This window comes from Sphingomonas sp. SL1004, from assembly GCF_057815015.1.
In genome coordinates this window covers 1,842,579-1,865,404 of sequence record NZ_JBYMUX010000001.1, presented here as the reverse complement: position 1 = coordinate 1,865,404, position 22,826 = coordinate 1,842,579, and the positions used below count along the sequence as shown (strand labels likewise).

Here is a 22,826-nt window from a genome sequence, read left to right as displayed (position 1 = left end):
AAAGAAGCGGACCTTTAGCCCTATTCAATGACGGACCCAATACGACAAGGCCGGCTTATCTACCCGTGATCAGCCCCGATAAAAGCTGCAATCGGGAGTACGCTCGGCGCAGACCGCAGGGCCTGGCGCATGCCTTGCGGACCACAGCCATAATTGACGTTGAGATGCTGTAGCCCCCCGCTCAGTTCGGTCCATACGACATCCACGCTTGGCATATCCGTAGGCGCGTTTGCGCAGTTGGGGGTTCCTGGTTGGTAAAGCATTTCGGTCTGCGACGGCCGGTAAGGCGCCAATTTCGCCGCGAACGCGCGATACGCGGCCGGCGTGGCCTGGAACGTCTTGGTGCCGGTCACCGCAGTAAAGCGCTTACCCTCAAAGGTGCCTTTGCCATCTGGTGTAACCGTTACCGAATAGACCGGGCAGGTACCATAGCATGGCGCCGTCTCATAGCGGATGGTCTCACTCTCCATCGCAACCGGCCGGCCGTTACCGACCGCATCGACGGTCGCGCAGGCTGATAATCCCAAACCCGCCATCATCGCCGTGGCCAGGCCCTTTATTACCGTCTTGCTCATGTCTGGTCCCTTTCATGCAACCGCCGCATCGGACCTAACGCCTGTATTCTGAACGAAGGCCGCGTGCTGACACGACGTGCCCCTCCTCAACACAAAGGCACGCCGCGGATCGTGGTATCGCCCACCAGAATCTTAGCCACACCCGGACCAACAATTGTGTTCACACGGCCTAGCGCTGTCTCGATCGCATCGCCTGGAAAGGTGATCTCAACGACATGGGAATTGGCGACAGGCAAGCCATCGGCATCGATGACGATCGGTTGCGGTACGAGCTGGACACGGTAAATCATGCCTTCGCATAGAGATACGGACTCATCCTGGCCAGATTATGCTGGCCCCGGGACGAACTGCGCCTAGTATGATAGCGTACCGATCCCATCCTCCGGCTTGTGCAGAGGGCGAACACTGCTCAAGCCAATGGGTATTGGAGAATAGCTATGTGGAAAGATACCGCTGTTGCGGTCGAGCAGCGGCAAGGTGAGGCTGTTATCGTCTGCGAGGGAACACTTGCGCGCGTGATCGCGACCCTTAAAACAGTGAGGCCTGCCCGACTTGCAGGCATCCGGGTTTCCCTCCCCGACCGCCGTACCTCCCCATATAGTTTCGAAGGTCAGTCGTTGCAGGCACTGCTGGACGATGCAGAACGTCCCCAATCAACCCTGTTGCCGCTGCTTGTGTGAAACCTGCGGTGAATACCGGTATCTGAGCCAGCGCAACCTGTCCGTGTTGTGGTCCTCGACCCAACCAACGTCGATCTCGAGCCGTATCGTACCGGTTAGTTAGCATTACAGTTGCATTCTGGTCTTCAGATGTGCGTGGCGGGCGGCCGCTTGATGCGCTCGTCGCATAACGACCATGCGATGATGTGGGCAGGTGCGATACGGCGCTGGGCGAGCCGAACGGCAATGCGTCGGACTTCTTGTACAGACCAACGGATCAGCGCCGGGGTGTCGTGCGCATTCTTTTTGGGGGCGTCACCTCGTTTGCGTGATGGCGGATCACTGCCATCATGGCGAACGCGAGCATGACCAGCGATACGTGGCGATGCCATCCATGCCAGGATCGGGTTTCGTTGTGGTCGAGGCCGAGTTCGTTCTTGGTCGTCTCGAAGCTGTCCTCGATCGCCCAGCGGTATCCTTCGACGTGCACGAGCGCGTCGATCCCGGTCCCCGCCGGGCACCAAGTCGTGAAGAACGCCAGTTCGCCGTCCGCGATATGTCGTCGGATCAGCAAGCCGCGGGTCCACACCCCTGGGCGTCCTTCACCGTAATCGGTAGCCTCGATGTCCGCGAGTTCGAGATAGGCCCAGTCGTGCAGTCTTGCTCCCTTCGTGCCCTCGCCTGCCGACAGGCGATGCCAGGCGGCGGGATCGAGATCCTGTGCGATCTCGCCTGCAGTGCCGAAAACGGCGGGCTTCCCCACCCAGGAGCCAAAGTGATGGTTGGAACCAACGCCGAGGACATAGCCTTTCCCGGCTCCGCGTAGCGCCTGCTCGACGTCGCCGACGCCGTACACGCTATCGGCGGCGACCCAGGCGAACGGGACGTCGGCTGCAATCGTACGTGCGATCATCTGCACCGCTAAGGCGGGCTTGGTCGCGAACCGCGTCTCCATTGGAACATGGGCCGCATCCATGCGCTCGCTGTCGCTCGTCCAAACCTTCGGCAGGTACAGCGCCCGGTCGATAAAGGCGTGACCGTGGTGCGAGACATAGGCGGCAAAGACGCCGATCTGGCAGTTGGTGATCTTGCCCGCAGACCCGGTGTATTGGCGCGAGACACCACACGACGCCTTGCCCTGCTTGAGGAAGCCCGTCTCGTCGATCACGAGCACCGCATCCTCGGCAGCCAGCGTCTCGACGACATAGTCGCGTACGATATCGCGCAGCGCGTCAGCGTCCCACCGACCGCGGCCGAGGATTGCCTGCTGCCGCCACGGTCCAGGATCGCCTGCCGCTTCAGCACGCATCCAGCCGGTCTTGCGCCGCTCGTCGCCTAGCAGTCCGTCTAGGAACAACCCCGCAGATGCCGCGACACGTCCCTGCGTGAACAAACCCCGCATCCGCGCCTTCACATCACGCAGCGAAGTCGCCCAAAGCTCCAGCGTCGTCTCAATCGATGCGCCCGTCATCCACAGTCTCCTGCTATGGAGACCCATTGATTCAGACTTCGATCAAATGCGCAACTGTAATGCTAGCCGCTTTGTTTTCGAGTTCCGCTATGAATAGCCCCTAGTTTTCTAGACGCCTTGAGCCATCAAAGCCTGCTGCCGTTCGAACTCGACGGGCGACAGCATCCCGTTCCTGACATGCTTGCGGATCGGGTTGTTGAACATCTCGATGTAATCGAACACGTCCTGCCGGGCTTCTTCGCGCGTTTTATAGGTGCGTCGCCGGATGCGCTCACGCTTGAGGAGATTGGAGAAGCTCTCGGCGACGGCGTTATCGTGGCAGTTTCCCGGCCGGCTCATGGAGTGTTCCAGATTGTGAGCCCGGGTGAAGGCAGACCAGTCGATACTGGTGAACTGCGAACCCTGATCCAAATGGATCAGCACGCGGTTCTTCGGCTTACACCGCCAGACCGCCATGTGCAGGGCCTGCAAAACCACATCGGTTGTCTGACGGCTTTGCAGCGACCACCCCACCACACGACGGGAGTAGAGGTCGATCATGACCGCCAGATAGGCGAAGCCTTCCATCGTGCGGATATACGTGATGTCCGTCACCCAGGCGCGATTAGCCTGCGGCACGTCGAACTGGCGATCCAACGTGTTGGCGGCAACGGCCGAAGGCCTTCCTCCTGAACTGCCTGGACGCCGCTTATAGCCGATCTGCGCCTTGATTCCTGCCAGGTTGGTCAGGCGGGCAACGCGATTGGGACAACAGGTCTCGCCCTGATCGAGCAGATCGTCGTGCAACTTTCGATACCCATAGACCTTGCCGCTGTCGCTCCAGGCCTGCCGGATCAATGCAATCTGCCGAGCATCTTCTTGCGCTCGCCGGCTCAGCGGCGCTTTGCGCCAAGCGTAAAAACCGCTGGGCTGGATCGCCAGGCACCGGCACATCGCGCGGACGCCAAACTGGTTCTGATGCTCGGCAACAAACGCGTATCTCACTTGGCATCCCTGGCGAAATACGCGGTGGCTTTTTTTAAGATGTCGCGCTCCTCGGTCACCCGAGTCAACTCGCGCTTCAACTGGCGGATCTCTGCGTCCTTATTGCCGTCGCCCGACGCCACCTTCGCAAACTGCTTCTTCCACGCATACAGCGAGTGTGGGCTGACGCCGAGGCGCTGCGAAACCTCCGCTACCGGGTAACCCCGCTCTGTGATCTGCACCACCGCGTCACGCGTGAACTCATCGCTGAAATTGGGCTTCCCCATCGTCGCCTCCTGTCCCCAAAATAAGGATTGAAGGCGTCCAGAAATCTAGGGGCTATTCAATCGAAGATCTTCTTAATCCGGCAACGGCCATGTCCGGTAGCCTCAGCACCGCCCAAGGACCGTCGATCGCGACCATCTCCCACGCCGGCGCGGACGGGGCAATCGTTCACGACGGCGATCCGGCAAGCGCCACGGCTACCTTCGCCAACGGATGCGCCAACGCGTCATACATCTCGATGGCTACGAACACCGCGAGGCATCCTCCGACGATGACAAGGCACGCGGTCTGGAACGCAGATGCGATGCGCCTGCTTTGGTCCAAGCGTCTGGCGACGCGACCATCGATTTCCGCGCGCGACGGTCCGCGCCGTTCGTCCAGGGATCGTTCGACCGACGGGCGATGCTGCAGCACCGGCTCGTTCACGAGATCGGATGCCTGGATCCGGTCCTGGGTTCGCACTCCGAACCGTTTCCCTCGGGACCAGACGACCCTGCCTACGATCACCAGCGTGCCGCGTCTGATGTCGACATACGAGGAGCGCATGGGCGGTGCCTCCATCGAAACCATTAGCCCCCGGTCGGACACGTTGTGAATGGTCGCATCCGCCCACCCGGCGTCGGTCCTGATGCGGCAAGGCACCATCACCGCCGTCCTCGCTGCGCGAGGCCGCTGGATGGAGCTCATGGTTCGGATCGAACGCGTCGCAGTCGACGACGCGGAAAGGGGCCACGATGCGTCCCCGCCGCCGCATCCTGCGGTCTGCGCACAACGTCGAGCGGGTTCTGCCCCCTGCGGCTCACCGTTGGGCACCAAACAGCGCGGCCGCATCCAATTCGTGCGGCAACGCGGTTGATTGGTGTCGTCCGTCGCGGGCTTCAAGCGGCGCCGCGTCGGCAAACCGCCATGTTCCCTTACCGTCTGCCTTGGCGTGATACATCACGGCATCCGCGCGCTTCATGGCGGTGGCGACATCCAGCCCGGTCGTCGCGCCGAGACTGCAGGTCGCGACACCGCCGGCGCTCTGCAGGGCCGAGGCGACCGCGTCGTGAATCTCGCGCGTCTTCCGTTCCGCTGCAGCTTCGTCACGGACCGCCAGGCAGAAAATGAACTCGTCTCCGCCGAGCCGTGCGGTGATGTCGTAAGGCCGCAGCGCGGACGTCAGCGAACGGGCGACGACGCGCAGCACCTCGTCGCCCTCGGCATGTCCCAGCCTGTCGTTCACCCCTTTGAAGTCGTCCACGTCCAGCAGCCCGCAAAGCAGTATCCGACCATCGCGCGCGCTCGACAGTTCCATGCGCCTGCTTTCGGACCGGAACGACCGTCTGTTGCCCAGTCCCGTCAGAGGGTCGATCCGCGCATTCTGCCGTTCCCGATCGAAGGTTCGACGGAAGGCGCCGACGAAGAAGATGATGAACGCCACCGCGAACAGCCGCATGCCCGCGTTCCAGACGGCGGTGACCATCGGGACGGTCGAGGCCTGCGCAGAGAGGCCGTCTCCAAAGCCGTTCAGCGCCAGCGTAGCCAGGACTCCGATGAGGCCCGACGCCAGACCGGCGATCCGGCCAAGGCACCACGTGGTGAAGCACAACGCTACCAGATATAGCGCATTCAGCGAGAAGTGCGGTCCCGTCACGCCGTCAATGGCGATCAGCACACACCATGTCACCGTCAACCATTTGGCGGCAGTCGCCGGGGCGACGTCCGCCGACCGGCGCAATGCCGCCTCAAGAGGGGACCAGCGGCCGGCTCGATGCCCTATTTCGGCAGAGGCAGGTGTCGAGCGGAACAAGCTTCACTCCCCGTGTCCGTCCGTCGCGTCCCAGCGGAACTCGACTTCCACCTGTTCCTTCGCCGAATGCCATCGTCGGCCAGGCACAGCAGATCCCCGTCTACCGGCGCCATCGTCAACAATTCGCTAAGCTGGCAGTAATCCGGCAAACCGATACCTCGTATCGGTCAGCGCACGATTGGCCGTCGAAGCCGTAGATAGCAAGTCAGTGTCTACCAGACTCGTGGACTCGCGCCAGTGCGGTCAACGATGCGGAGACAATTTCTCCAAACTTTCTTCTTGCAACCTAGATCGTCGATTCGACCGCGTAGCCTCCTCGAACGCACTGATCCTGTAGACGTCACAAGCAAGGCGACGACGATCGGTTTCAAATCCGCTGCTGAGGTGCATCTGCAGCTTTTTGTAGACATCCTCCTCATCGTTCAGCGTTGGCTTGATGCTCCCTGGTGGCGTCCGGAAGCGCTTGCCTTTGCTCCGCCCGTCATGTCCGATGACACCGGCGTCGGTGCCGAGACGTTCGGAGGACGCCGGAGAGCCTGCCGCTACGCACAAGGCGACCCTTGACGACAGTGAGGATACGCGATGCAACGTGTTGATAACGTATCGATGCTATATTCCGGTTCATGAGTGCTGATTGTGTCGAACTCGAAAAAGACGATGCGGGGCCGAGGGCGCCACCGATCTGCAGCCCTTCGCGCACAACAACGGACTTCGATGCAATAGCCCGTCTTGCCGCTCTCGCGCTGGGTGCGCCGAGCAGCGTCGTCACCGTCATCGACGAACATCATGTGTGGTTTGAGGCGCGCTACGGGTTCGACGCGACGGAAGTCCCGAAGGACGGTTCGATATGCACGATCGCGATGCGTGCGGCCGGGCCGACCGTGTTCCTCGACACCCATCAGGCAGAACCACTGGTGGGACATCCAGCCGTGAGCGGAGAGGATGCCGTCCGGTTCTATGCCGGCGCTCCATTGGTCGGTCACGACGGCAGGACGTTCGGAATGCTGTGCGTGTTCGATACCGTGCCTCGCGCCTCCATCTCGCCGGAACAGCTTCGGGCGCTGGCCGATCTTGCCACAATGACGGTTGACCGCATGGAGACGGCAGGGGCGAACCGGACCCTTCGTCGTGACAGGGACCATGCCGAGACGTTCCTGCGGACCGTGGTCGACAACCTCCCGGCGATGGTGTTCGTCAAGGACGCCGAGACGCGGCGCTACCTCCTCGTCAACGACCAATGCGTCGACCTTATAGGCATGCCGCAGGACGACGTGGTCGGACATACCGATGCCGAACTGTTTCCCGACGGCTGGAAATATGCGCTGCGCGACGACGCGCTGCTCGCAGAGGCAGGCGGCGTCACGGTCTTCGAGAGCCAATACGTCTCCCCGGCGGGCTGCGCCGTCGCGCTGCGCACCAAGCGCATCCTCGTCGACGGTCCCGAACGAAGCGGGCAATACATCCTCGGTCTGTCAGAGAACGTCACCGAGACCCGTCTCGCTCAGGCGGAAGTGACGCGCCTCGCAACCCACGATTCGCTCACCACCCTTCTCAATCGTCGGGCATTCCTGATGGAGCTCGAGCTCCGCATCGCGGCTGGCCGGCCGTTCGCGTTGATCGACGTCGATCTCGACCGGTTCAAGTGGATCAACGATCGCCACGGCCACCCCGCCGGCGACGAGACGCTGTCGCAGATCGCTGCGAGACTGCTCGAACTGGCGGACGACGACGACCGCGTCGCTAGGACGGGCGGCGACGAGTTCTCGATGATCGTGGACGCCGATCGATCAGTCGAGGTGACCGACCGCATTCATCGATCCCTCGCCGCCCCCTTCGAGATCACACGCGGCATGGTAGAGGTGGGGGCAAGCTGCGGCGTGGCGAAATTCCCCGCCGACGCAGGTGACGTCGACGATCTGCGCCGCGCCGCCGACCTCGCCATGTATCGCGCCAAGGCCGAGGGCGGCGGAGTCCGCTTCTATAGTGCCGACATGGATGCCGCAGCGAACGATCGCCGGGCGATCGCACTCGATCTTAGCGAAGCGATCGTCAATGGCGACATACGACCGATGTATCAGCCGGTGATCGCCGCAGACACCGGCGCGATGACCAGCGTTGAGGCCCTCGCACGCTGGCGCCATCCAAAGCGGGGAGACGTTCCGCCCGACGTGTTCATACCGATCGCGGAGGAGCTCGGGCTCATCGAGGAACTGGGAACCGCGATCCTGCGCCAGGCATGCGCCGACGCGGCGCGATGGCCGGAGTCGGTGCGCGTGGCGGTAAACGTGTCCCCGCGTCAGATCCACGGAGGCCACCTCTGCCGGGTCGTCACGGATGCGCTGAGGGATTCGGGCATCACGCCCGACCGCCTGCAGCTAGAGGTCACCGAAGGTCTGTTCATGCGAGACGTCGACACCACCTTCCGGCAACTCGCGGCGCTCCGCGAATTTGGCATACAGATCCTGATGGACGATTTCGGCACCGGATATTCGTCCTTGAGCTACTTCCAGCGGTTCACGTTCGACAAGGTGAAGATAGACCAGTCGTTCGTCCGCGACGTGCTGACGTCGCGTGCGGCTGCGGCTATCATCCGGGCGATCGTCGAACTTGGTGACGCTCTGGGCATGAGGGTGGTGGCCGAGGGCGTCGAGACGCAGGGGCAGATGAAAGCGCTCGTTTCGTTGGGCTGCACCCACCTCCAGGGCTATCTCTTCAGTCCACCGGTCGACGCCGCCTGCATCCGTGGGTGGGCCAAGTCAGTGGGTCCAGCAGGGGAATGCGCCGAAGCCTCGTGGCGAATGAACCGCGACGTGGCTTGAGCATTAGATGGCCGACATCATGGCCTTCTCATCCGGATGGCGCACCAGTTTCCCTTCGCGACCTCAATCAGGTCGGACGGAAGAGGCGATGCTGCCCAAACGCGATCGCTCGAGGGCGACGCCGCACGGCGTCGTCACGGCCGGCGTCGACCAGGACGGCATGCCTCGCCTTATGCCACGTGACCTGCGCATAAACTTCGCGTCGTGCGTTGGCGCATGCATGGCGAACGAGACCGAGCGTTCTGGACGGAACGGATCATGAGCAGCGACGAAGCATACCAGGCCCGTGTCGGCTCGGCCGTCCTGGAGGCGATAGCCAGAGCGTCCCTAATCGATGTCGGCGGGACGGAGACGGTCTACATCCGGTCACGCGATGCATGCGATGCTCTGGTCACGGCGATGGCGGCCCTCATGGAGGAGGCGCCTCCGTGCCGGACGAGGAAGGGGATGAAGGCCGTTTCCGACGCCGTCGGGCGGAACCTGCTGACCATGATGATCGAGCTGCGGAAGATGCGTGAAGAGACCGGCCGGACCGTCTTCGACGCGAAGGTCATCAATCCGAACTGAGAGGTATGCGCAGACGCACTCAAAGGTCTTTGGTCTGGCCATGGCCATGCCAGTTCGCCTCAGGCCGCGGAAGCAGCGTCGATTTCGACCATCGCTAGTTCAGGCCCGGACGAGTAAGGCGGTCCTTAGGGCGATGGACCGCGATCGAGTGTCCGGGTCGGCAGAGGTCCCATGGCGAACGTGCCGCACAGAAGCAGGATCGTGAAACCGACCGCGATCCACAGAGCCCGGAGGCCCAGCGCCGGAAACGCCGCCCCTCCTGCGATCGCACCGCCGACGAGGCCAAGCCAAAGCAGTAGATAGGGCGCCCAGCCGTATCTCGGTCCTCCGATGAGAGCGATCACGAGTTGCTGGGCGAACTTCACGAGCGCACCGGTCATATACGTCACCCCAACAGGAATCTCGCCGTCGCGCTGCAGAACGGCGTTGGCCGCCCCCATGGCGATCGCCATCAACACGGTCGCCGCCGTCATCGTATCGACGAACATCCCGCAAAGGGAGGCTGCCGTCAGAACGAGGACCACGAAGCCTAGCACCGCCTGCCGCCTCCACCTTCCAGCGGCAATGCTGATGCCCGCTCCGGCCATTACACCGATAACGAAGGCCGCGATCAGCCCCGCGACGTAGGACCCGCCTCGCGAGGGCTGGGAGACATCGACGGCGAGCCGGGTCGAGTTTCCGCTCATGAAGGAGACGAAGACACCGCCGAGTTCCAGGAAACCGAGTGCATCGACGAAACCCGCCAAGGAGGCGAGGCCGATGGCCAGAAGGCGCTGCGGGTTCTCGTAGGTTCGCATTCCATGACCATAAGCCTTCTCAGCAATGGGAAGGAAGACATGCGCTCGACGACATGGGTCCGAACGCATGCTCGGTTCCGTCGTTGAGAAATGACGGACACCTCGTTCGCATGCTGGCCTCGTGGTTATGAGAACGTGTCATCCCTCATGCGATCGACGTCGTTTCCAAACGTTAGTCTCGCGCACGGAAATCCCGTTCATCGACCTGGCCGCTGGGCGCGCGCTGGCTGTGCGAACCGAAGCCCGGAGCTAACGGCACCGCGCCTTGGTGTCATGGAGCCCTGTCGCGTGCCATTCGTTCGGACCGGATGAGAATCGATTTATCATCCTCGGACCTCTGGCGGTCGTTCCGCAACGACTGGTGGGGCATTCTGAAGCGTGCCTGGACCAGCTCCAACGATGACAATCTCGGCATGATCGCCGCTGGCGCAGCCTTCTACATCATCGCTTCGATCGCGCCGATCCTGGCGGCCCTCGTCCTGAGCTACGGACTGTTCGCAGATGCGCACACGGTCCAAGGCAACATCAGGGACCTGTTCGCCGCGGTTCCCAAGGACGTCGCCATCCTGATCAGCCAGCAGCTCGACACGGTGGTATCGGGCTCCCAGGGCAAGAAGGGGTTCGGACTCGTCGCGGCGCTGTCGATCGCGCTTTACGGCGGCAGCAAGGCCGCGACGTCGATGATGACGGCGCTTAACGTCGCCTACGAGGTCAAGGACAAGCGGAACTTCCTCGTCTGGACGCTGACGTCGTTCGCGGTGGTGCTCGGGGGAATCCTGCTGGTCTTCGTGGGCATCGGCGCCGGCGCGCTGACGGCGACGATCGGTTCGCTCGTCCCGTGGTTCCCCGGCCTCGTCCTCGTGCTGATCCGCCTCGCCACGTATCTGCTGTTGGCGGTGATCGTCATCACGGGCGCATCGTTGCTGTTCCGGTTCGGACCATATCGCCCCCGGGCCCGCTTGAGACTAGCCACGCCCGGAACCGTCGCCGCCACCGTCGTATGGCTTCTCGCGAGCGCCGGCTTCAGTATCTACGTATCGAACTTCGGCAACTACGGCGCCGCCTACGGATCGCTCAGTGCGGTCATCGTCGCGCTCACATGGCTGTGGCTCAGCGTCTACTCGTTCCTGCTGGGCGCGGCATTGGATGTGCAGGCGTATCATTCGAAGGCTACTCCGGCTATGGAAGCGAAGGCGCCGTGAGAACCGGTATCCGCTGCGTCTCACGTCGAGGCCGAAGCCCATCCTAGGCATCTCGATCCGGACCTGGGCGGGCCTCCAATTCCACCCTTGGGCCCGGAACGGACGCCGACGGCGGAACAATTCATGAAGGTGAACTCTGAATAGCGAATCACATCGTCACGCCATGTGCGACCAAGCAGATGCGCGTTTCGCGGAACTGCTTGCACAGCAGAGCCCGAAGATGTCGAAATATGCGAGACGCCTTGCCGGAAGCGAAGCCGATGCCGACGATCTCATTCAGGACACGCTCATGCGCTGCTGGTCGGCTCGGCATACCTTCGAAGATGGAACCAGTCTCGGCGCCTGGGTAAATACCGTCATGCGGAACGGCTACATATCCGGCGCACGAAGGACTTGGCGGATGGTAGCCATCGACAGCGAGATTCTGAACCACCTGCTTTCGATCCCTCCAACCCAAGAGATGGGCGTAATCCTGAAGGACGCCGGTGCAGCTTTGGGCAAGATGCCGATGGAGCAACGCGCTGCGGTCCTGCTCGCCGCCGAAGGCTATTCGATGGAGGAGGCATCAAGAAGGGCCGGCGTCTCCGTCGGGGCCTTCAAGAGCCGTCTGATGAGGGGTCGCATCCGGCTTCGTAAACTGACGGAAGGCTAAGCGATGGGTCATCATGACATTCGCGGGTCCGGAACCGACTGCTATCGGTCGCATCCGGTCGAGAACCGCTAGGTGTTTAGTCCCGGCATCTGGTGGATCGGATTGACGGTGAACCTATCCGGCTCTGACGTCCAGATTTTGGCGATGTATTCGTAAGGCGTGAGGCCACTGAACGTCTTGAGCCGGCGGGCGAAATTGTAGGCTGCCATGAAGTCGGCGAGGTGCACTCGCAGCTGCTCGTGGTCTCGTAGTGAAAGCGTCTGACGGTCGCTTCTTTAATCGTGCGATTCATCCGCTCGACCTGACCGTTGGTCCAAGGATGGTTCGGCTTGGTAAGCCGGTGCTCGACGTCATTGGCTTCGCAGATCATGTCGAAGCGCATTTGACGCGACCAGGCGGTGTTCCGGTTACGCGGCTGCTCGGCGAACTGGATGCCGTTGTCGGTCAGGATCGTGTGGATCCGGTAGGGCACAGCTTTCAGCAGGTGTTCCAAGAACTCCCACGCCGTTCGCCTGGCAGCCTTGTCGACGAGATGGGTGACCGCGAATTTAGTCGTGCGGTCGATGCCGACGAACAGATAGAGCTTGCCTTCGGCAGCCTGAACCTCGGCGATATCTAGTAAAAGAAGCCGATCGGGTAGCGCTTGAAGCGCTGTCGCTTTGGCTTGTCGCCCTCGATACCTGGCAGACGGGATATGCCATGCCGCTGTAGGCAGCGGTGCAGAGCTGACCGTGTCAGATGCGGGATCGATGGTTGCAACGCATAGAGGCGATCGTCAAGCGGCAGGAGTGTGTGGCGCCGGAATGCGACGACCGCTGCCTCCTCGGCTTCGGTCAAGGTCGTGGAGTGAGGGGCCTTCGGCCCGGTCTTCAAATTCTCAACCGTCGCTCGATTACGCCACTTCGCCACCGTCTCGGGTTGATCCCGAGCTCCCGGCTCAACGTCGAGAGCGAAGCTTGCAATCGCTGTATTGCTGCTCTGACAGCGTGCGTGGTCGTGGCGCTCCCGTGACGTACCTGTCCCATGTCCCATACTGCTTCCTTCCATTCCAACGAAAGGATCGCACCATCAAACACCTAGGCCTGCACAAGTGTCACGCTGCTTGCGTAATTACGGACAGATTCTGATCGCGGATCGTACAGCCCGGTTCACGCAAGTCGGTGCTCAACCGGTATGTATCCGTATCCGTATCTGAGAACGGCACGATGGGGCGTCCCATCAGATAGCCTTGAACATCGTCGCACCCGATCGAAACGAGAAGTGCCAGTTGCTCCTTCGTCTCGACCCCTTCGGCGAGCGTGAGAACCCCTAGTTCCTTTCCTATGCCGACGACCGCCCGAAGCACGGCCATGCACTTCGGATCGATACCCGCACGAACGACAAAGCTTCGATCGATTTTGATGCGGTCGAACTGGAAATCGCGCAGGTGAGCCAACGAGGACTGACCAGTTCCGAAATCATCCAGCGCTACCCTTATGCCGATCTTACGAATGCGGTCCACCATCGCGGCGATCCTAGCAGCATCGTCGAGGAACGCAGTCTCCGTAAGCTCAATCTCGACCCGTTCTGCCGCAACGCCATTGACGAGAATGGCATGCGTGAGATTATGAAGCAGAGCGGTAGACTTGAACTGCGCCGCAGACACGTTGATTGCGACGTGGAGATGCGGCGACCAGCCCGACAACTGGCGGCATGCATCCATGATGACCCAACGGCCGATTCCCTCGATCAGGCCGCACTCCTCGGCGATAGGAATGAACAGGTCCGGAGAGATCCACCCTCGTGTCGGATGCTGCCACCGGATGAGCGCTTCATAGCCCGTTGTCAGTCCCGTGGAGAGTTGCACGATTGGTTGGAACGCGAGCGCGAAGCCGCCATTCTGGATAGCGTCGCGCAAATCATCAATGATCTGCTGACGTTCGGATAATTGTTCGGCGAGACCGGCAAGATACGGCTGGGCACGCTTTCGGCCAAGCCGTTTGGCCTCGTATAGTGCCATGTCGGCCTGCTTCATCAGATCACCCGGCGTCAGCTCACTGGCGTAATCGGCAACGCCTATGCTGCAACTGGGCAGCACGCGCAGGCCATCAATTTCGAGGGGTTGGCCGATATGGGCAACGATCCCGTCGGCCAGCATGGTCGCGTCTTGCCCGATTTGGGTCGCGATGATGGCGATCTCGTCGCCGCCCATACGGGCTACGAAACTGTCCGGGGGTAGATAACCAGTCAGCTGCGTTGCGATATGGATCAGCAATTTATCGCCGACCGCATGGCCGAAAGCGTCATTAATCCGCTTGAACTCGTCAAGGTCGATCAGCAACAGCGAGAACGGTCTGCCCGCCGCTATGCGCGCTTCCTTCTCCATGCGCAGCGAACGGCGATTGCCCAGCCCGGTTAAATGATCGTGGTACGCCATATGCCGCAGGCTGTTCAGTGCTTCGCGTTCCGCGCTCACATCAGTGAACGTCAGGACGATACCCTGTCGCGGTACCGGACGAGCCTGCATCTGATACGTTCGCCCATCCTCCATCTCGCACGCGCGATCAAAGCCCGCGTCGGCGTTTACCCATTGCTTCATCGCCGTGCCGACCAGTGCACGTTTTTCGGAAGTCCAGGACCGATGCTGCGCGATCACATCCAGGAACGCATCGATCGTCAGGCCTGGAGCGATCGCGTCCATTGGCGTATCGAACAGCTCGAGGAATCGTTGATTGAAGTGACGCAGGCATCCTCTGGCATCGATAAAGACCAGACCATCCGACATGCTCCCCATGACCGCCTTGAGGGTCGTCGCCTCTTCTTCTCGCGTCACCTTGAAGCGGGTGACTGTCAGAAGGCTCGCTAGGCTTGCCGCCGAGACGGCGAAGGCCACGCAGGCGGCGAGGAGGCCGAACGATAGGACGCCACCTTCAGTCTCGTCGATGCTGCCAACGACGACATCACCTGAAAGAGAAACGAAATGTGTCGCGCAGATCGCGAGCGTGAATAGCAGGCAACCTGCCGTGCGCGATCGGGACCATAGGGGAATGAGCTGCCATGACGATAGCAACGTGGTACCCAGCAGCAGGCCGGTAATATTGGTTCCTAGCGAGAAAAAATGCGCGCAGTCCATCATGCCGGCGATTCCGACCGAATGCATGCACCAGATCCCGGCTCCGGCAGCTGCAGCGGCCGTGGTCCGTTTCGATTTCGATTTCGACCCCACTCGGGTTAAAATTACCATAGGTAGGCCGACGGCCAGCACCCCAACGGCTGCAGAGAGAATCGTGATTTCGGGATCGTAGCGAAGTAGCAGGTCGGGACGGTAAGCCAGCATGGCGACGAAATGAGTCGTCCAGACACCGAGCCCTGCAGATAGCGCCAGCGCTGCATGCCGCCATCCGATAGCTTCGCGGTCCTTGGCTCCCACCATGTCGGTGCTCAATAGGGCAACCGACCAGCCCGCCGTCAGGCAGATACAAACGGCAACCGCGATCAGATAGCCCGAATGTTGGAGGTGCAGATTGAACAGGAGTGTCACGGCGTTCGCTTTGAGAGTTTTTTTCCGATGTACTCTGAAAGGGTTAACGAACCAGATCGGGTGTTAGCCGGACTCGTGAGGAATTTGCACTTGATGGCCGGGAGGGCGTGCTCCGCAACGTGCAACCAAAGAATCTGGCCATAGAACGAGTTGGCTCGGTTAATGCCAAACTAGTTGATGGGCTGCCCGAGGAGCCATTCGCGTGCCGCTGGTTCGTCGTCGAACAACTCGTGACCGGCAAGTTTCGCCATGCGCTTTGCCTGGAGCTTGGATAGCGCGCTCGTCATCACCACAGCTGTTATTACACCCATCTCGGTTTTGCCGTGACCGATAATCCGAACGTGCGCTTCCGCGATTGCTTGCGCCTGGATCGGGTAGTCAGACATATCAACGAGGATGCGGCGGCATCCGCCACTTAATCCAAGCGCGCCAGCCTTCCTGCCAAGCTCGCCAACATAGGCGCGCATAGTGTCGAGCGTCCAGAAGCCGCGAACCTCAATTCGCATCAGTTGATGAGCAGGTTCAATCGTCACGGTAAACATCACTCGCCTTTGGCTTCCGGGTCAACGTTGCGAATGCCCGTATCGCGAACCGGTGAATGAACAATGATCACGAGCTTGACGACGGCAGGGGGCACACACGAATATCGGTTCAGTCCGCGCATTAACGATTGTCTGAAATTGGGCTGCGAGATTTGCGCAGTGAGATACGGATGGTCTGCATCATCAACACATGCAGATACGCTGTTGTGTTCGACCGCATTGGGAGGCCCTTCATCGGTACGGGCAGGCACTAGAGAAGACCTGACGGCAGCGACACGCACAAGGGAAACTACACGCCGGCTCGTGCGGGATCATATTCGTGCGAGCGGAGGCCTGCATGGACCCGACCAAACTGCTCATCGGCCAGATTTTGACCGTGTTCGCCATCGTGCTGGCGGGCATCTGGTTAGCGACGCAGTGGGCGGCTGCGGCGCTGGCCTATCAGCCAGAACTGGGGGCGCCCTGGTTCATCGCGTTGGGTCATCCTGTCTATCACCCCTGGGCGCTGTTCGGTTGGTGGTATCACTTCGACGCCTATGCTCCGGTAATCTTCGACGAAGCAGGCGCGATCGCGGCCGCCAGTGGCTTTGTCGGCTGCGGAGCAGCGGTGTTCGGGTCGTTGTGGCGTGCCCGCCAACGCAAGAACATAACCACGTATGGCTCCGCACGCTGGGCGACACCCACTGACATCCGCCACGCAGGGCTCTTCAACGACGGCGGCGCCTTCCTCGGCCGGATCGGCGCTCGCTATCTTCGCCACGACGGCCCCGAACATATTATGGCGTTCGCGCCGACGCGCTCGGGCAAGGGCGTCGGCCTCGTCGTACCGACTTTGCTGGGATGGACGGGCTCTGCCGTCATTCACGACATCAAGGGCGAGAACTGGACACTGACCGCTGGCTGGCGGGCACGCTTCTCGCATTGCCTGCTGTTCAACCCGACCGATGCGCGGTCCGCGCGATACAATCCGCTGCTTGAGGTCCGGCGTGGTCTCAACGAAGTCCGAGACGTCCAGAACATAGCCGACATCCTCGTTGACCCGGAAGGCGCGCTGGAGCGGCGCAACCATTGGGAAAAGACCAGCCATTCGCTGCTGGTCGGCGCGATCCTGCATGTCCTCTACGCCGAAGAGGAAAAGACGTTGGCGCGCGTCGCGACCTTTCTGTCCGATCCCCAGCGTTCCTTCACCGCAACCTTGGGTCGGATGATGACCACCAACCATCTCGGCAGTGAGGATGCGCCTCTGGTCCATCCCGTTGTTGCGTCGGCCGCGCGCGAAGTGCTCAACAAGTCCGACAACGAACGCTCCGGCGTGCTGTCGACGGCCATGTCCTTCCTGGGATTATACCGCGATCCCACCGTTGCCACGGTTACATCGCGCTGCGACTGGCGCATTGCGGATCTGGTCGAGGGCAAATCGCCCGTCTCGCTCTATCTGGTCGTGCCGCCGTCCGACATCAGCCGTACCAAACCGCTGATCCGCCTGGTGCTCAACCAGATCGGTCGCCGGCTGACCGAGCAGCTTCATGCGGTGAATCCCAACGAGGGTGCCAAGTCCGCTCGCCACACATTGCTTATGATGCTGGACGAGTTTCCAGCGCTCGGGCGCCTGGACTTTTTCGAGACCAGTCTCGCTTTCCTCGCCGGCTATGGTGTCCGCGCCTTCCTGATCGCGCAGAGCTTGAACCAGATCGAGAAAGCGTACGGCGCTCAGAACGCTATCCTCGACAATTGCCATGTCCGGATTGCGTTCGCGACCAACGATGAACGGACCGCCAAACGCTTGTCCGACGCGCTCGGCACCGCCACCGAACAACGCGCGATGCGCAACTATGCCGGGCATCGGCTTGCGCCGTGGCTTGCCCATGTCATGGTCAGCCGTCAGGAGACCGCCCGTGCGCTGTTGACGCCAGGCGAGGTGATGCAGCTCGCGCCAACCGACGAACTGGTGCTGGTCGCTGGCACCCCGCCAATCCGGGCGACCAAGCTACGCTATTATGCGGACGCGGCCTTTACCGGGCGCATACTTCCGCCGCCTGTGCTGGCGGACAGCGACTATCCCGATCGCCCGCCGCATCGCGTTGACGACTGGGTGGGAATCGTTCGCAGCACCGATATGCGCCTGGCGAGCACGGAAGATGTGGCGGAGGATCAAGGCGCTGGCCGTGGCCAGGAGCAGGTCCGCCATCCCGGCCATGAGATCGACGAAGCGCCGACGCCCGAACCCGTGCAGGACGATCCGCTGGGATTCGGCGAGAACGACACCGATCCCGCTACCGACAAGCGGGCGATGGACCAGGCACGCGCTGCAGCCAATGTGCGGACGACCTATGGCGTCGACGCCGGGCTCGCGCCGTCCCAAGATCTGATGCCGGGTTTCTGAACCATGGCCGATCCGAAAATCCGCCATCAGCTCTTCCTGCCCAAACCGGTCAGTGATCGGTTGGAAGCGCTGGCCGCGAAGCCGGGCACTTCCAAATCGGCGATCCTTACCGATGCGGTCACCGCTTGGCTCAACCGTCGCGGGAGCAACGAACTCGACGACCGGTTCGGCATGCGGCTCGACCGCATGACCAACGCACTCGGCCGGATCGAGCGCGACGGTCATATCCTGCTCGAAACGCTCGCCCTGTTCGTCCGCTACGAACTCGCCATCCACGCGCCGCTTGCCGAGAACGACCAGGCGGGGCGCGCCATCGCGGCCAAGCGGTTCGAGGCGTTCATTGCACAGGTCGGCAGGCAGATCGCGGCGGGCCGACGCACGATCGGTAACGATCCGGAGCGCCTCCCATGAGCAATACGCTCTCCGCCGACCGACGACGCGCCATGCTGCGCACCGCGATGGGACCAGACATCGCCATGGCGCTGGACGATGCTCGCGTCGTCGAGATCATGGTCAACCCGGACGGCGCGCTACGCCTCGACCGGCTTGGTACAGGTCGCGGCGATACCGGTATCCGCATGGACCCCATGCAGGTGGAGCGGATCATCCGTCTGGTCGCGAGCCATGCTCGTGCCGAAGTGCACGGCGACGCACCGATCGTGTCCGCCGAACTGCCGCCACGCACCGACGGCCATGCCGGCGAACGGTTTGAAGGCCTTCTGCCCCCAGTGGCGATGGCGCCCTGTTTCTCGATCCGCAAACCTGCGACGCGTCTCTACACGCTGCTGGACTATGCGAGCGACGGCATCATGTCAGCCGACACGGCACGGTTGCTTGCCAAAGCGGTTGCCGATCGCTGCAACATCCTGGTCGCGGGCGGCACCAGCTCGGGCAAGACCACGCTTGCCAATGCGCTGCTCGCCGAGATGGCACATCTCGACGAGCGGGTGATCCTGATCGAAGATACCCGCGAACTGCAAAGTCCGGCCGCCGACACCGTGGCCCTGCGTACGCGCGCCGGTGTCGTCGGCATGGCCGATCTGGTCCGCTCGACGCTGCGGTTGCGGCCCGATCGCATCATCGTCGGCGAGGTGCGCGGGCCCGAAGCGCTCGACATGCTCAAGGCCTGGAACACCGGCCATCCCGGCGGGATCGCCACCGTCCACGCCAACAGCGCGACCTCGGCGCTCTACCGCATCGAGCAGCTGGTGCAGGAGGCCGTGGTCGCCGTCCCGCGCCGTCTGATCGCCGATGCGATCGACATCGTCATATTCATCGCCGGTCGCGGCCTTGCCCGGCGCATCCAATCGATCGTCCGCGTCACGGGCGTCGATCCCGGCGGCGGCTACGCCGTCGTGGACATTAGCCTTAGTCCGCAAGGAGAAGACCCATGCCTAGTATCCGTCTCCCCGCCACCCGTTCGACCATCCTGATCGTCGCCGCGTCGTCTCTCTCGCTGACGATCGCGAGCCATGCTCAGGCCGCCGGCGCCGGCATGCCCTGGGAGGAGCCGCTCCAGCAAGTGCTGGAATCGGTCCAGGGGCCGGTTGCCAAGATCATCGCGGTGCTGATCATCATCACCACAGGCCTGACGCTGGCGTTCGGCGAGACCGCCGGTGGCTTCCGCAAGCTCATCCAGATCGTGTTCGGCCTGTCGATCGCGTTCGCCGCATCGAGCTTTTTCCTGTCCTTCTTCTCGTTCGGCGGCGGAGCGCTGATCGCATGACCGCCAGCGGCCAGCACATTGCCGATGACCATGTCGTCGGTTTCGAAGCCCCAATTCACAGCAGCCTCGGGTCACCGATCCTGCTCGCCGGCGCGCCCCGGATGATCGCGATCGTCAACGGTACGGTCGCTGCGGCCGTTGGCCTTGGACTTCAACAATGGCTGGCCGGTCTTCTGCTCTGGGCGGCGGGGCACAGCCTCGCCGTCTTCGCCGCCCGGCGCGATCCGGATTTTGCGGCCGTGCTGCTGCGTCACCTCCGGCAAAAAGGGTATCTCGCGTGCTGAACCTTGCTGAATATCGCCACCGCGCAGATCGTCTTGCGGATCACCTACCCTGGGCGGCCTTGGTCGCGCCCGGCATAATACTCAACAAGGATGGCAGCTTCCAGCGCACATTGGCGTTCCGCGGCCCCGATCTCGAATCTGCAACTCAAGGCGAACTGGTGTCGGCTTGCGCGCGCGCCAACAACGTCCTCAAGCGGTTCGGTACCGGATGGGCATTGTTCTTCGACGCCGAGCGGTGCGAGGCAATGGGCTATCCCAACAGCGATTTCCCCGATCCCGCATCCTGGCTGGTCGATCGCGAGCGGCGCGCCACCTTCCTTGCCGAGGGCGAACACTATGTGAGCCGCTATCATATGACGCTGACCTGGCTGCCACCGGTCGACAGCGTCGACGCGGCGGGCCGATCCCTGGTCGACCGGCCCGACACAGGCAAGGCGCGCGACTGGCGTGCCGCCCTGGCAAGCTTCGTCGCCGAGACCGATCGCGCGCTGGATCTATTCGCCGGCTTCATGCCCGAGGTGCGGGCACTCGATGACGCGCAGACGCTCACATATCTCCATGGTGCGGTATCGGATCGCCGTCATCCGGTCGCGAGGCCCGAGACGCCGGTCTATCTCGATGCGCTGCTCGCCGACACGCCACTGATCGGCGGGCTCGAACCGAAGCTTGGCGAGCGGCATATCAGCACGCTGACCGTGCTCGGCTTTCCGAACATGAGCCGCCCCGGCATTCTCGACGCGCTTAATCATCAGGACTTCGGCTATCGCTGGGTGACCCGCTTCATCGCCCTCGACAAGTCCGATGCGACCAAAGCTCTGACGAAATTGCGGCGCCAGTGGTTCAACAAGCGCAAGTCGATCACGGCGATGCTGCGTGAGGTGATGTATAACCAACCGTCCCCGTTGCTCGATAGCGATGCGGACAACAAAGTGATCGACGCCGATCTGGCGCTCCAGGCGCTAGGCGGTGATCATGTCGCTTTCGGCTACCTTACCACAACGATCACGGTGGCCGACACTGACCGTGCCCGTGTCGACGCCAAGGTTCGGCAGGTCGAGCGGATCGTTAACGGCCTCGGCTTCACGACCATCCGCGAAGGCGTGAATGCAGTCGAAGCATGGCTGTCTTCGCTGCCAGGGCATGTCTATGCCAATGTCCGTCAGCCGCTCGTCCATACGTTGAACCTCGCGCATCTGATGCCGCTGTCGTCGGTATGGGCCGGCCCTGCGCGCAACGCGCATCTCGACGGGCCGCCTCTTCTCTATGCCAAGGCGGCTGGCTCGACACCGTTCCGTCTATCCACCCATGTCGGCGACGTCGGGCATATGCTGGTCGTTGGCCCGACTGGTGCGGGCAAATCCGTGCTGCTGGCGCTGATCGCGTTGCAGTTCCGTCGTTATGCGGGCTCTCAGGTTTACATTTTCGACAAGGGCTTCTCTGCCCGGGCCGCGGTGCTCGCGATGGGTGGCGCACATCATGCGTTGGGTCTCGGTGCCGATGGCGGGGAAACGCTGGCGTTTCAGCCGCTGCGCCGGATCGACGACCTCGCCGAGCGGAGTTGGGCGGCCGAATGGATCGCCGCGCTGTTGGCCGGCGAGAAGGTCGCCGTCACACCGGATGTCAAAGACGCCATCTGGTCGGCGCTGGGCAGCCTCGCCTCGGCACCGCCTGAGGAGCGGACGTTGACGGGATTCACGTTGCTCCTCCAGTCGAATGCGCTGCGGATCGCGCTTGGCGCCTACACTCTCGACGGTCCCTATGGCCGGCTTCTGGATGCGGCAGAACAAGACCGTGCCTTCGCGGAGGTCCAGTGCTTCGAGACCGAGGCGCTGATGGGACAAGCTGGCGTCGTCGCGCCCGTGCTGACCTATGTGTTCCACCGTTTGGAGGAGCGGTTCGACGGACGCCCGACGCTGCTGATCCTCGACGAAGCCTGGCTGTTTCTCGACCATCCGCTGTTCGCCGCCCGTATCCGCGAATGGCTCAAGGTCCTGCGCAAAAAGAATGTCGCGGTGCTGTTCGCGACGCAGAGCCTCGCCGACATCGCGTCAAGCAGCATAGCGCCCGCCATCATCGAGAGCTGTCCGCAGCGCATATTCTTGCCCAACGATCGGGGAATCGAACCGCAGAGCCGGGACGCCTATGAACGGTTCGGGCTGAACGACAGGCAGATCGAGCTTGTCGCCCGCGCGATACCCAAACGGCACTATTATCTGCAATCGGCCAGAGGAAACCGCCTGTTCGAGCTTGGGCTTGGACCGATCGCGCTCGCACTGTGTGGCGCGTCCGATGCGCTGACCCAGGCCCGGATTGACGCGATGCTTACCGAGCATGGCGCCAATACTTTTGGCGCCCGATTTCTTGCGGAGGCCGGGTTGGATTGGGCGGCGTCGCTATTCGCCGAGTTCGATGGCGGGCGCTGACGTCGCACCAAGGTGAATCGCCGTTGGCATCCGTCGCGACCTCACCATGACATATAAAGCACGTTCAGCGTCGGCGACGAATACAGACAGGTCGATCGGTGTCATCTGCCGCGTGGTTGGCGCGAAAGCATCAAGGTCCGGGGCAGGGCTCAAGCATCCGCGGTGA

At 62.2% G+C, this 22,826-nt stretch carries 20 protein-coding genes and 1 pseudogene; 11 read left to right on the top strand and 10 right to left on the bottom strand.

From position 1 onward, the window contains the following. Positions 1 to 59: 59 nt before the first annotated feature. Together AC3D24_RS08395 and AC3D24_RS08390 are read right to left on the bottom strand one after the other, a co-directional pair. Entirely contained in the window at positions 60 to 575 is a 516-nt protein-coding gene (locus AC3D24_RS08395; RefSeq protein ID WP_489029768.1) for a DUF6438 domain-containing protein, read from the bottom strand. 86 nt (positions 576 to 661) lie between these two features. Then, positions 662 to 865 (bottom strand): hypothetical protein, encoded by a 204-nt coding sequence (locus AC3D24_RS08390; RefSeq protein ID WP_489029766.1) that lies wholly within the window; start codon positions 863 to 865, stop codon positions 662 to 664. A gap of 147 nt (positions 866 to 1,012) precedes the next feature. On the opposite strand from AC3D24_RS08390, the gene AC3D24_RS08385 reads away from it, so the two are divergent. Further along, positions 1,013 to 1,255 carry a hypothetical protein gene (locus tag AC3D24_RS08385; RefSeq protein ID WP_489029764.1) on the top strand — a complete coding sequence of 81 codons (243 nt, stop codon included), beginning with the start codon at positions 1,013 to 1,015 and terminating at the stop codon, positions 1,253 to 1,255. A 256-nt stretch (positions 1,256 to 1,511) separates the two neighbouring features. Here the strand turns inward: AC3D24_RS08385 and AC3D24_RS08380 are convergent, their stop codons facing one another. From AC3D24_RS08380 to AC3D24_RS08365, 4 genes are all read right to left on the bottom strand, one after another. After that, positions 1,512 to 2,705, bottom strand: coding sequence for an IS701 family transposase (locus tag AC3D24_RS08380; RefSeq protein WP_489029762.1), 1,194 nt, complete (start codon positions 2,703 to 2,705; stop codon positions 1,512 to 1,514). 108 nt (positions 2,706 to 2,813) lie between these two features. Further along, a protein-coding gene (locus AC3D24_RS08375) for an IS3 family transposase (RefSeq protein ID WP_489029760.1) occupies positions 2,814 to 3,955 on the bottom strand; the annotation gives its coding sequence in 2 pieces (ribosomal slippage) (positions 2,814 to 3,715 and positions 3,715 to 3,955; 1,143 coding nt in all). 166 nt (positions 3,956 to 4,121) lie between these two features. Beyond that, a complete protein-coding gene (locus AC3D24_RS08370; RefSeq protein ID WP_489029758.1) occupies positions 4,122 to 4,640 on the bottom strand; it encodes a PilZ domain-containing protein in 519 nt (172 codons plus the stop codon). Between the two features lie 112 nt (positions 4,641 to 4,752). Further along, positions 4,753 to 5,745 (bottom strand): GGDEF domain-containing protein, encoded by a 993-nt coding sequence (locus AC3D24_RS08365; protein WP_489029756.1) that lies wholly within the window; start codon positions 5,743 to 5,745, stop codon positions 4,753 to 4,755. 623 nt (positions 5,746 to 6,368) lie between these two features. Here AC3D24_RS08365 and AC3D24_RS08360 point away from each other — a divergent pair. After that, positions 6,369 to 8,564 (top strand): putative bifunctional diguanylate cyclase/phosphodiesterase, encoded by a 2,196-nt coding sequence (locus tag AC3D24_RS08360; RefSeq protein ID WP_489029754.1) that lies wholly within the window; start codon positions 6,369 to 6,371, stop codon positions 8,562 to 8,564. A 258-nt stretch (positions 8,565 to 8,822) separates the two neighbouring features. Continuing rightward, complete coding sequence (locus AC3D24_RS08355; protein ID WP_489029752.1) at positions 8,823 to 9,131, top strand: hypothetical protein; 309 nt, start codon at positions 8,823 to 8,825, stop codon at positions 9,129 to 9,131. A 125-nt stretch (positions 9,132 to 9,256) separates the two neighbouring features. Here AC3D24_RS08355 and AC3D24_RS08350 read toward each other — a convergent pair whose 3' ends face one another. Beyond that, positions 9,257 to 9,997: a YoaK family protein gene (locus AC3D24_RS08350; RefSeq protein WP_489029750.1), complete on the bottom strand. Its 741-nt coding sequence runs from the start codon at positions 9,995 to 9,997 to the stop codon at positions 9,257 to 9,259. A 239-nt stretch (positions 9,998 to 10,236) separates the two neighbouring features. Between AC3D24_RS08350 and AC3D24_RS08345 the strand changes: the two genes are divergently transcribed. Both AC3D24_RS08345 and AC3D24_RS08340 read left to right on the top strand, forming a co-directional pair. Beyond that, the gene (locus AC3D24_RS08345) at positions 10,237 to 11,130 is read left to right on the top strand and encodes a YihY/virulence factor BrkB family protein (protein WP_489029748.1); all 894 of its coding nucleotides are present in this window, start codon (positions 10,237 to 10,239) and stop codon (positions 11,128 to 11,130) included. A gap of 163 nt (positions 11,131 to 11,293) precedes the next feature. Further along, positions 11,294 to 11,782: an RNA polymerase sigma factor gene (locus tag AC3D24_RS08340; RefSeq protein ID WP_489029746.1), complete on the top strand. Its 489-nt coding sequence runs from the start codon at positions 11,294 to 11,296 to the stop codon at positions 11,780 to 11,782. 68 nt (positions 11,783 to 11,850) lie between these two features. Here the strand turns inward: AC3D24_RS08340 and AC3D24_RS08335 are convergent. From AC3D24_RS08335 to AC3D24_RS08325, 3 genes and pseudogenes are all read right to left on the bottom strand, one after another. Next, positions 11,851 to 12,807, bottom strand: a pseudogene (locus AC3D24_RS08335) (IS481 family transposase). A gap of 68 nt (positions 12,808 to 12,875) precedes the next feature. Continuing rightward, positions 12,876 to 15,302, bottom strand: coding sequence for a bifunctional diguanylate cyclase/phosphodiesterase (locus AC3D24_RS08330; RefSeq protein WP_489029744.1), 2,427 nt, complete (start codon positions 15,300 to 15,302; stop codon positions 12,876 to 12,878). A gap of 170 nt (positions 15,303 to 15,472) precedes the next feature. Then, positions 15,473 to 15,844, bottom strand: a complete 372-nt coding sequence (locus AC3D24_RS08325; RefSeq protein WP_489029742.1) for a hypothetical protein — start codon at positions 15,842 to 15,844, stop codon at positions 15,473 to 15,475. A 337-nt stretch (positions 15,845 to 16,181) separates the two neighbouring features. Between AC3D24_RS08325 and AC3D24_RS08320 the strand changes: the two genes are divergently transcribed. The 6 genes from AC3D24_RS08320 to trbE are packed head-to-tail and all read left to right on the top strand — an operon-like array spanning position 16,182 to position 22,660. Next, positions 16,182 to 18,227 carry a conjugal transfer protein TraG gene (locus AC3D24_RS08320; protein ID WP_489029740.1) on the top strand — a complete coding sequence of 682 codons (2,046 nt, stop codon included), beginning with the start codon at positions 16,182 to 16,184 and terminating at the stop codon, positions 18,225 to 18,227. 3 nt (positions 18,228 to 18,230) lie between these two features. Then, a complete protein-coding gene (locus AC3D24_RS08315) occupies positions 18,231 to 18,638 on the top strand; it encodes a CopG family transcriptional regulator (RefSeq protein WP_489029738.1) in 408 nt (135 codons plus the stop codon). After that, positions 18,635 to 19,660, top strand: a complete 1,026-nt coding sequence (gene trbB / locus AC3D24_RS08310; protein WP_489029736.1) for a P-type conjugative transfer ATPase TrbB — start codon at positions 18,635 to 18,637, stop codon at positions 19,658 to 19,660. The genes AC3D24_RS08315 and trbB overlap by 4 nt, the downstream gene beginning before the upstream one ends. Beyond that, positions 19,618 to 19,953, top strand: a complete 336-nt coding sequence (locus tag AC3D24_RS08305) for a TrbC/VirB2 family type IV secretion system protein (protein WP_489029734.1) — start codon at positions 19,618 to 19,620, stop codon at positions 19,951 to 19,953. Before trbB ends, AC3D24_RS08305 begins: the two co-directional genes overlap by 43 nt. Continuing rightward, the gene (locus AC3D24_RS08300; protein WP_489029732.1) at positions 19,950 to 20,237 is read left to right on the top strand and encodes a VirB3 family type IV secretion system protein; all 288 of its coding nucleotides are present in this window, start codon (positions 19,950 to 19,952) and stop codon (positions 20,235 to 20,237) included. The genes AC3D24_RS08305 and AC3D24_RS08300 overlap by 4 nt, the downstream gene beginning before the upstream one ends. Then, positions 20,231 to 22,660: a conjugal transfer protein TrbE gene (gene trbE / locus AC3D24_RS08295; protein ID WP_489029730.1), complete on the top strand. Its 2,430-nt coding sequence runs from the start codon at positions 20,231 to 20,233 to the stop codon at positions 22,658 to 22,660. Before AC3D24_RS08300 ends, trbE begins: the two co-directional genes overlap by 7 nt. The last annotated feature ends 166 nt before the right edge of the window (positions 22,661 to 22,826 follow it).

Bases quoted from the DNA above. Each gene is read 5' to 3' on its own strand.
- AC3D24_RS08340 (WP_489029746.1), top strand. From the start codon at position 11,294: ATGTGCGACCAAGCAGATGCGCGTTTCGCGGAACTGCTTGCACAGCAG.
- AC3D24_RS08355 (WP_489029752.1), top strand. From the start codon at position 8,823: ATGAGCAGCGACGAAGCATACCAGGCCCGTGTCGGCTCGGCCGTCCTG.
- AC3D24_RS08315 (WP_489029738.1), top strand. From the start codon at position 18,231: ATGGCCGATCCGAAAATCCGCCATCAGCTCTTCCTGCCCAAACCGGTC.
- AC3D24_RS08300 (WP_489029732.1), top strand. From the start codon at position 19,950: ATGACCGCCAGCGGCCAGCACATTGCCGATGACCATGTCGTCGGTTTC.
- AC3D24_RS08360 (WP_489029754.1), top strand. From the start codon at position 6,369: ATGAGTGCTGATTGTGTCGAACTCGAAAAAGACGATGCGGGGCCGAGG.
- AC3D24_RS08395 (WP_489029768.1), bottom strand. From the start codon at position 575: ATGAGCAAGACGGTAATAAAGGGCCTGGCCACGGCGATGATGGCGGGT.
- AC3D24_RS08320 (WP_489029740.1), top strand. From the start codon at position 16,182: ATGGACCCGACCAAACTGCTCATCGGCCAGATTTTGACCGTGTTCGCC.
- AC3D24_RS08345 (WP_489029748.1), top strand. From the start codon at position 10,237: ATGAGAATCGATTTATCATCCTCGGACCTCTGGCGGTCGTTCCGCAAC.
- trbB (WP_489029736.1), top strand. From the start codon at position 18,635: ATGAGCAATACGCTCTCCGCCGACCGACGACGCGCCATGCTGCGCACC.
- AC3D24_RS08325 (WP_489029742.1), bottom strand. From the start codon at position 15,844: ATGTTTACCGTGACGATTGAACCTGCTCATCAACTGATGCGAATTGAG.
- AC3D24_RS08350 (WP_489029750.1), bottom strand. From the start codon at position 9,997: ATGCGTTCGGACCCATGTCGTCGAGCGCATGTCTTCCTTCCCATTGCT.
- AC3D24_RS08385 (WP_489029764.1), top strand. From the start codon at position 1,013: ATGTGGAAAGATACCGCTGTTGCGGTCGAGCAGCGGCAAGGTGAGGCT.
- AC3D24_RS08390 (WP_489029766.1), bottom strand. From the start codon at position 865: ATGATTTACCGTGTCCAGCTCGTACCGCAACCGATCGTCATCGATGCC.
- AC3D24_RS08305 (WP_489029734.1), top strand. From the start codon at position 19,618: ATGCCTAGTATCCGTCTCCCCGCCACCCGTTCGACCATCCTGATCGTC.
- AC3D24_RS08370 (WP_489029758.1), bottom strand. From the start codon at position 4,640: ATGAGCTCCATCCAGCGGCCTCGCGCAGCGAGGACGGCGGTGATGGTG.
- AC3D24_RS08380 (WP_489029762.1), bottom strand. From the start codon at position 2,705: ATGACGGGCGCATCGATTGAGACGACGCTGGAGCTTTGGGCGACTTCG.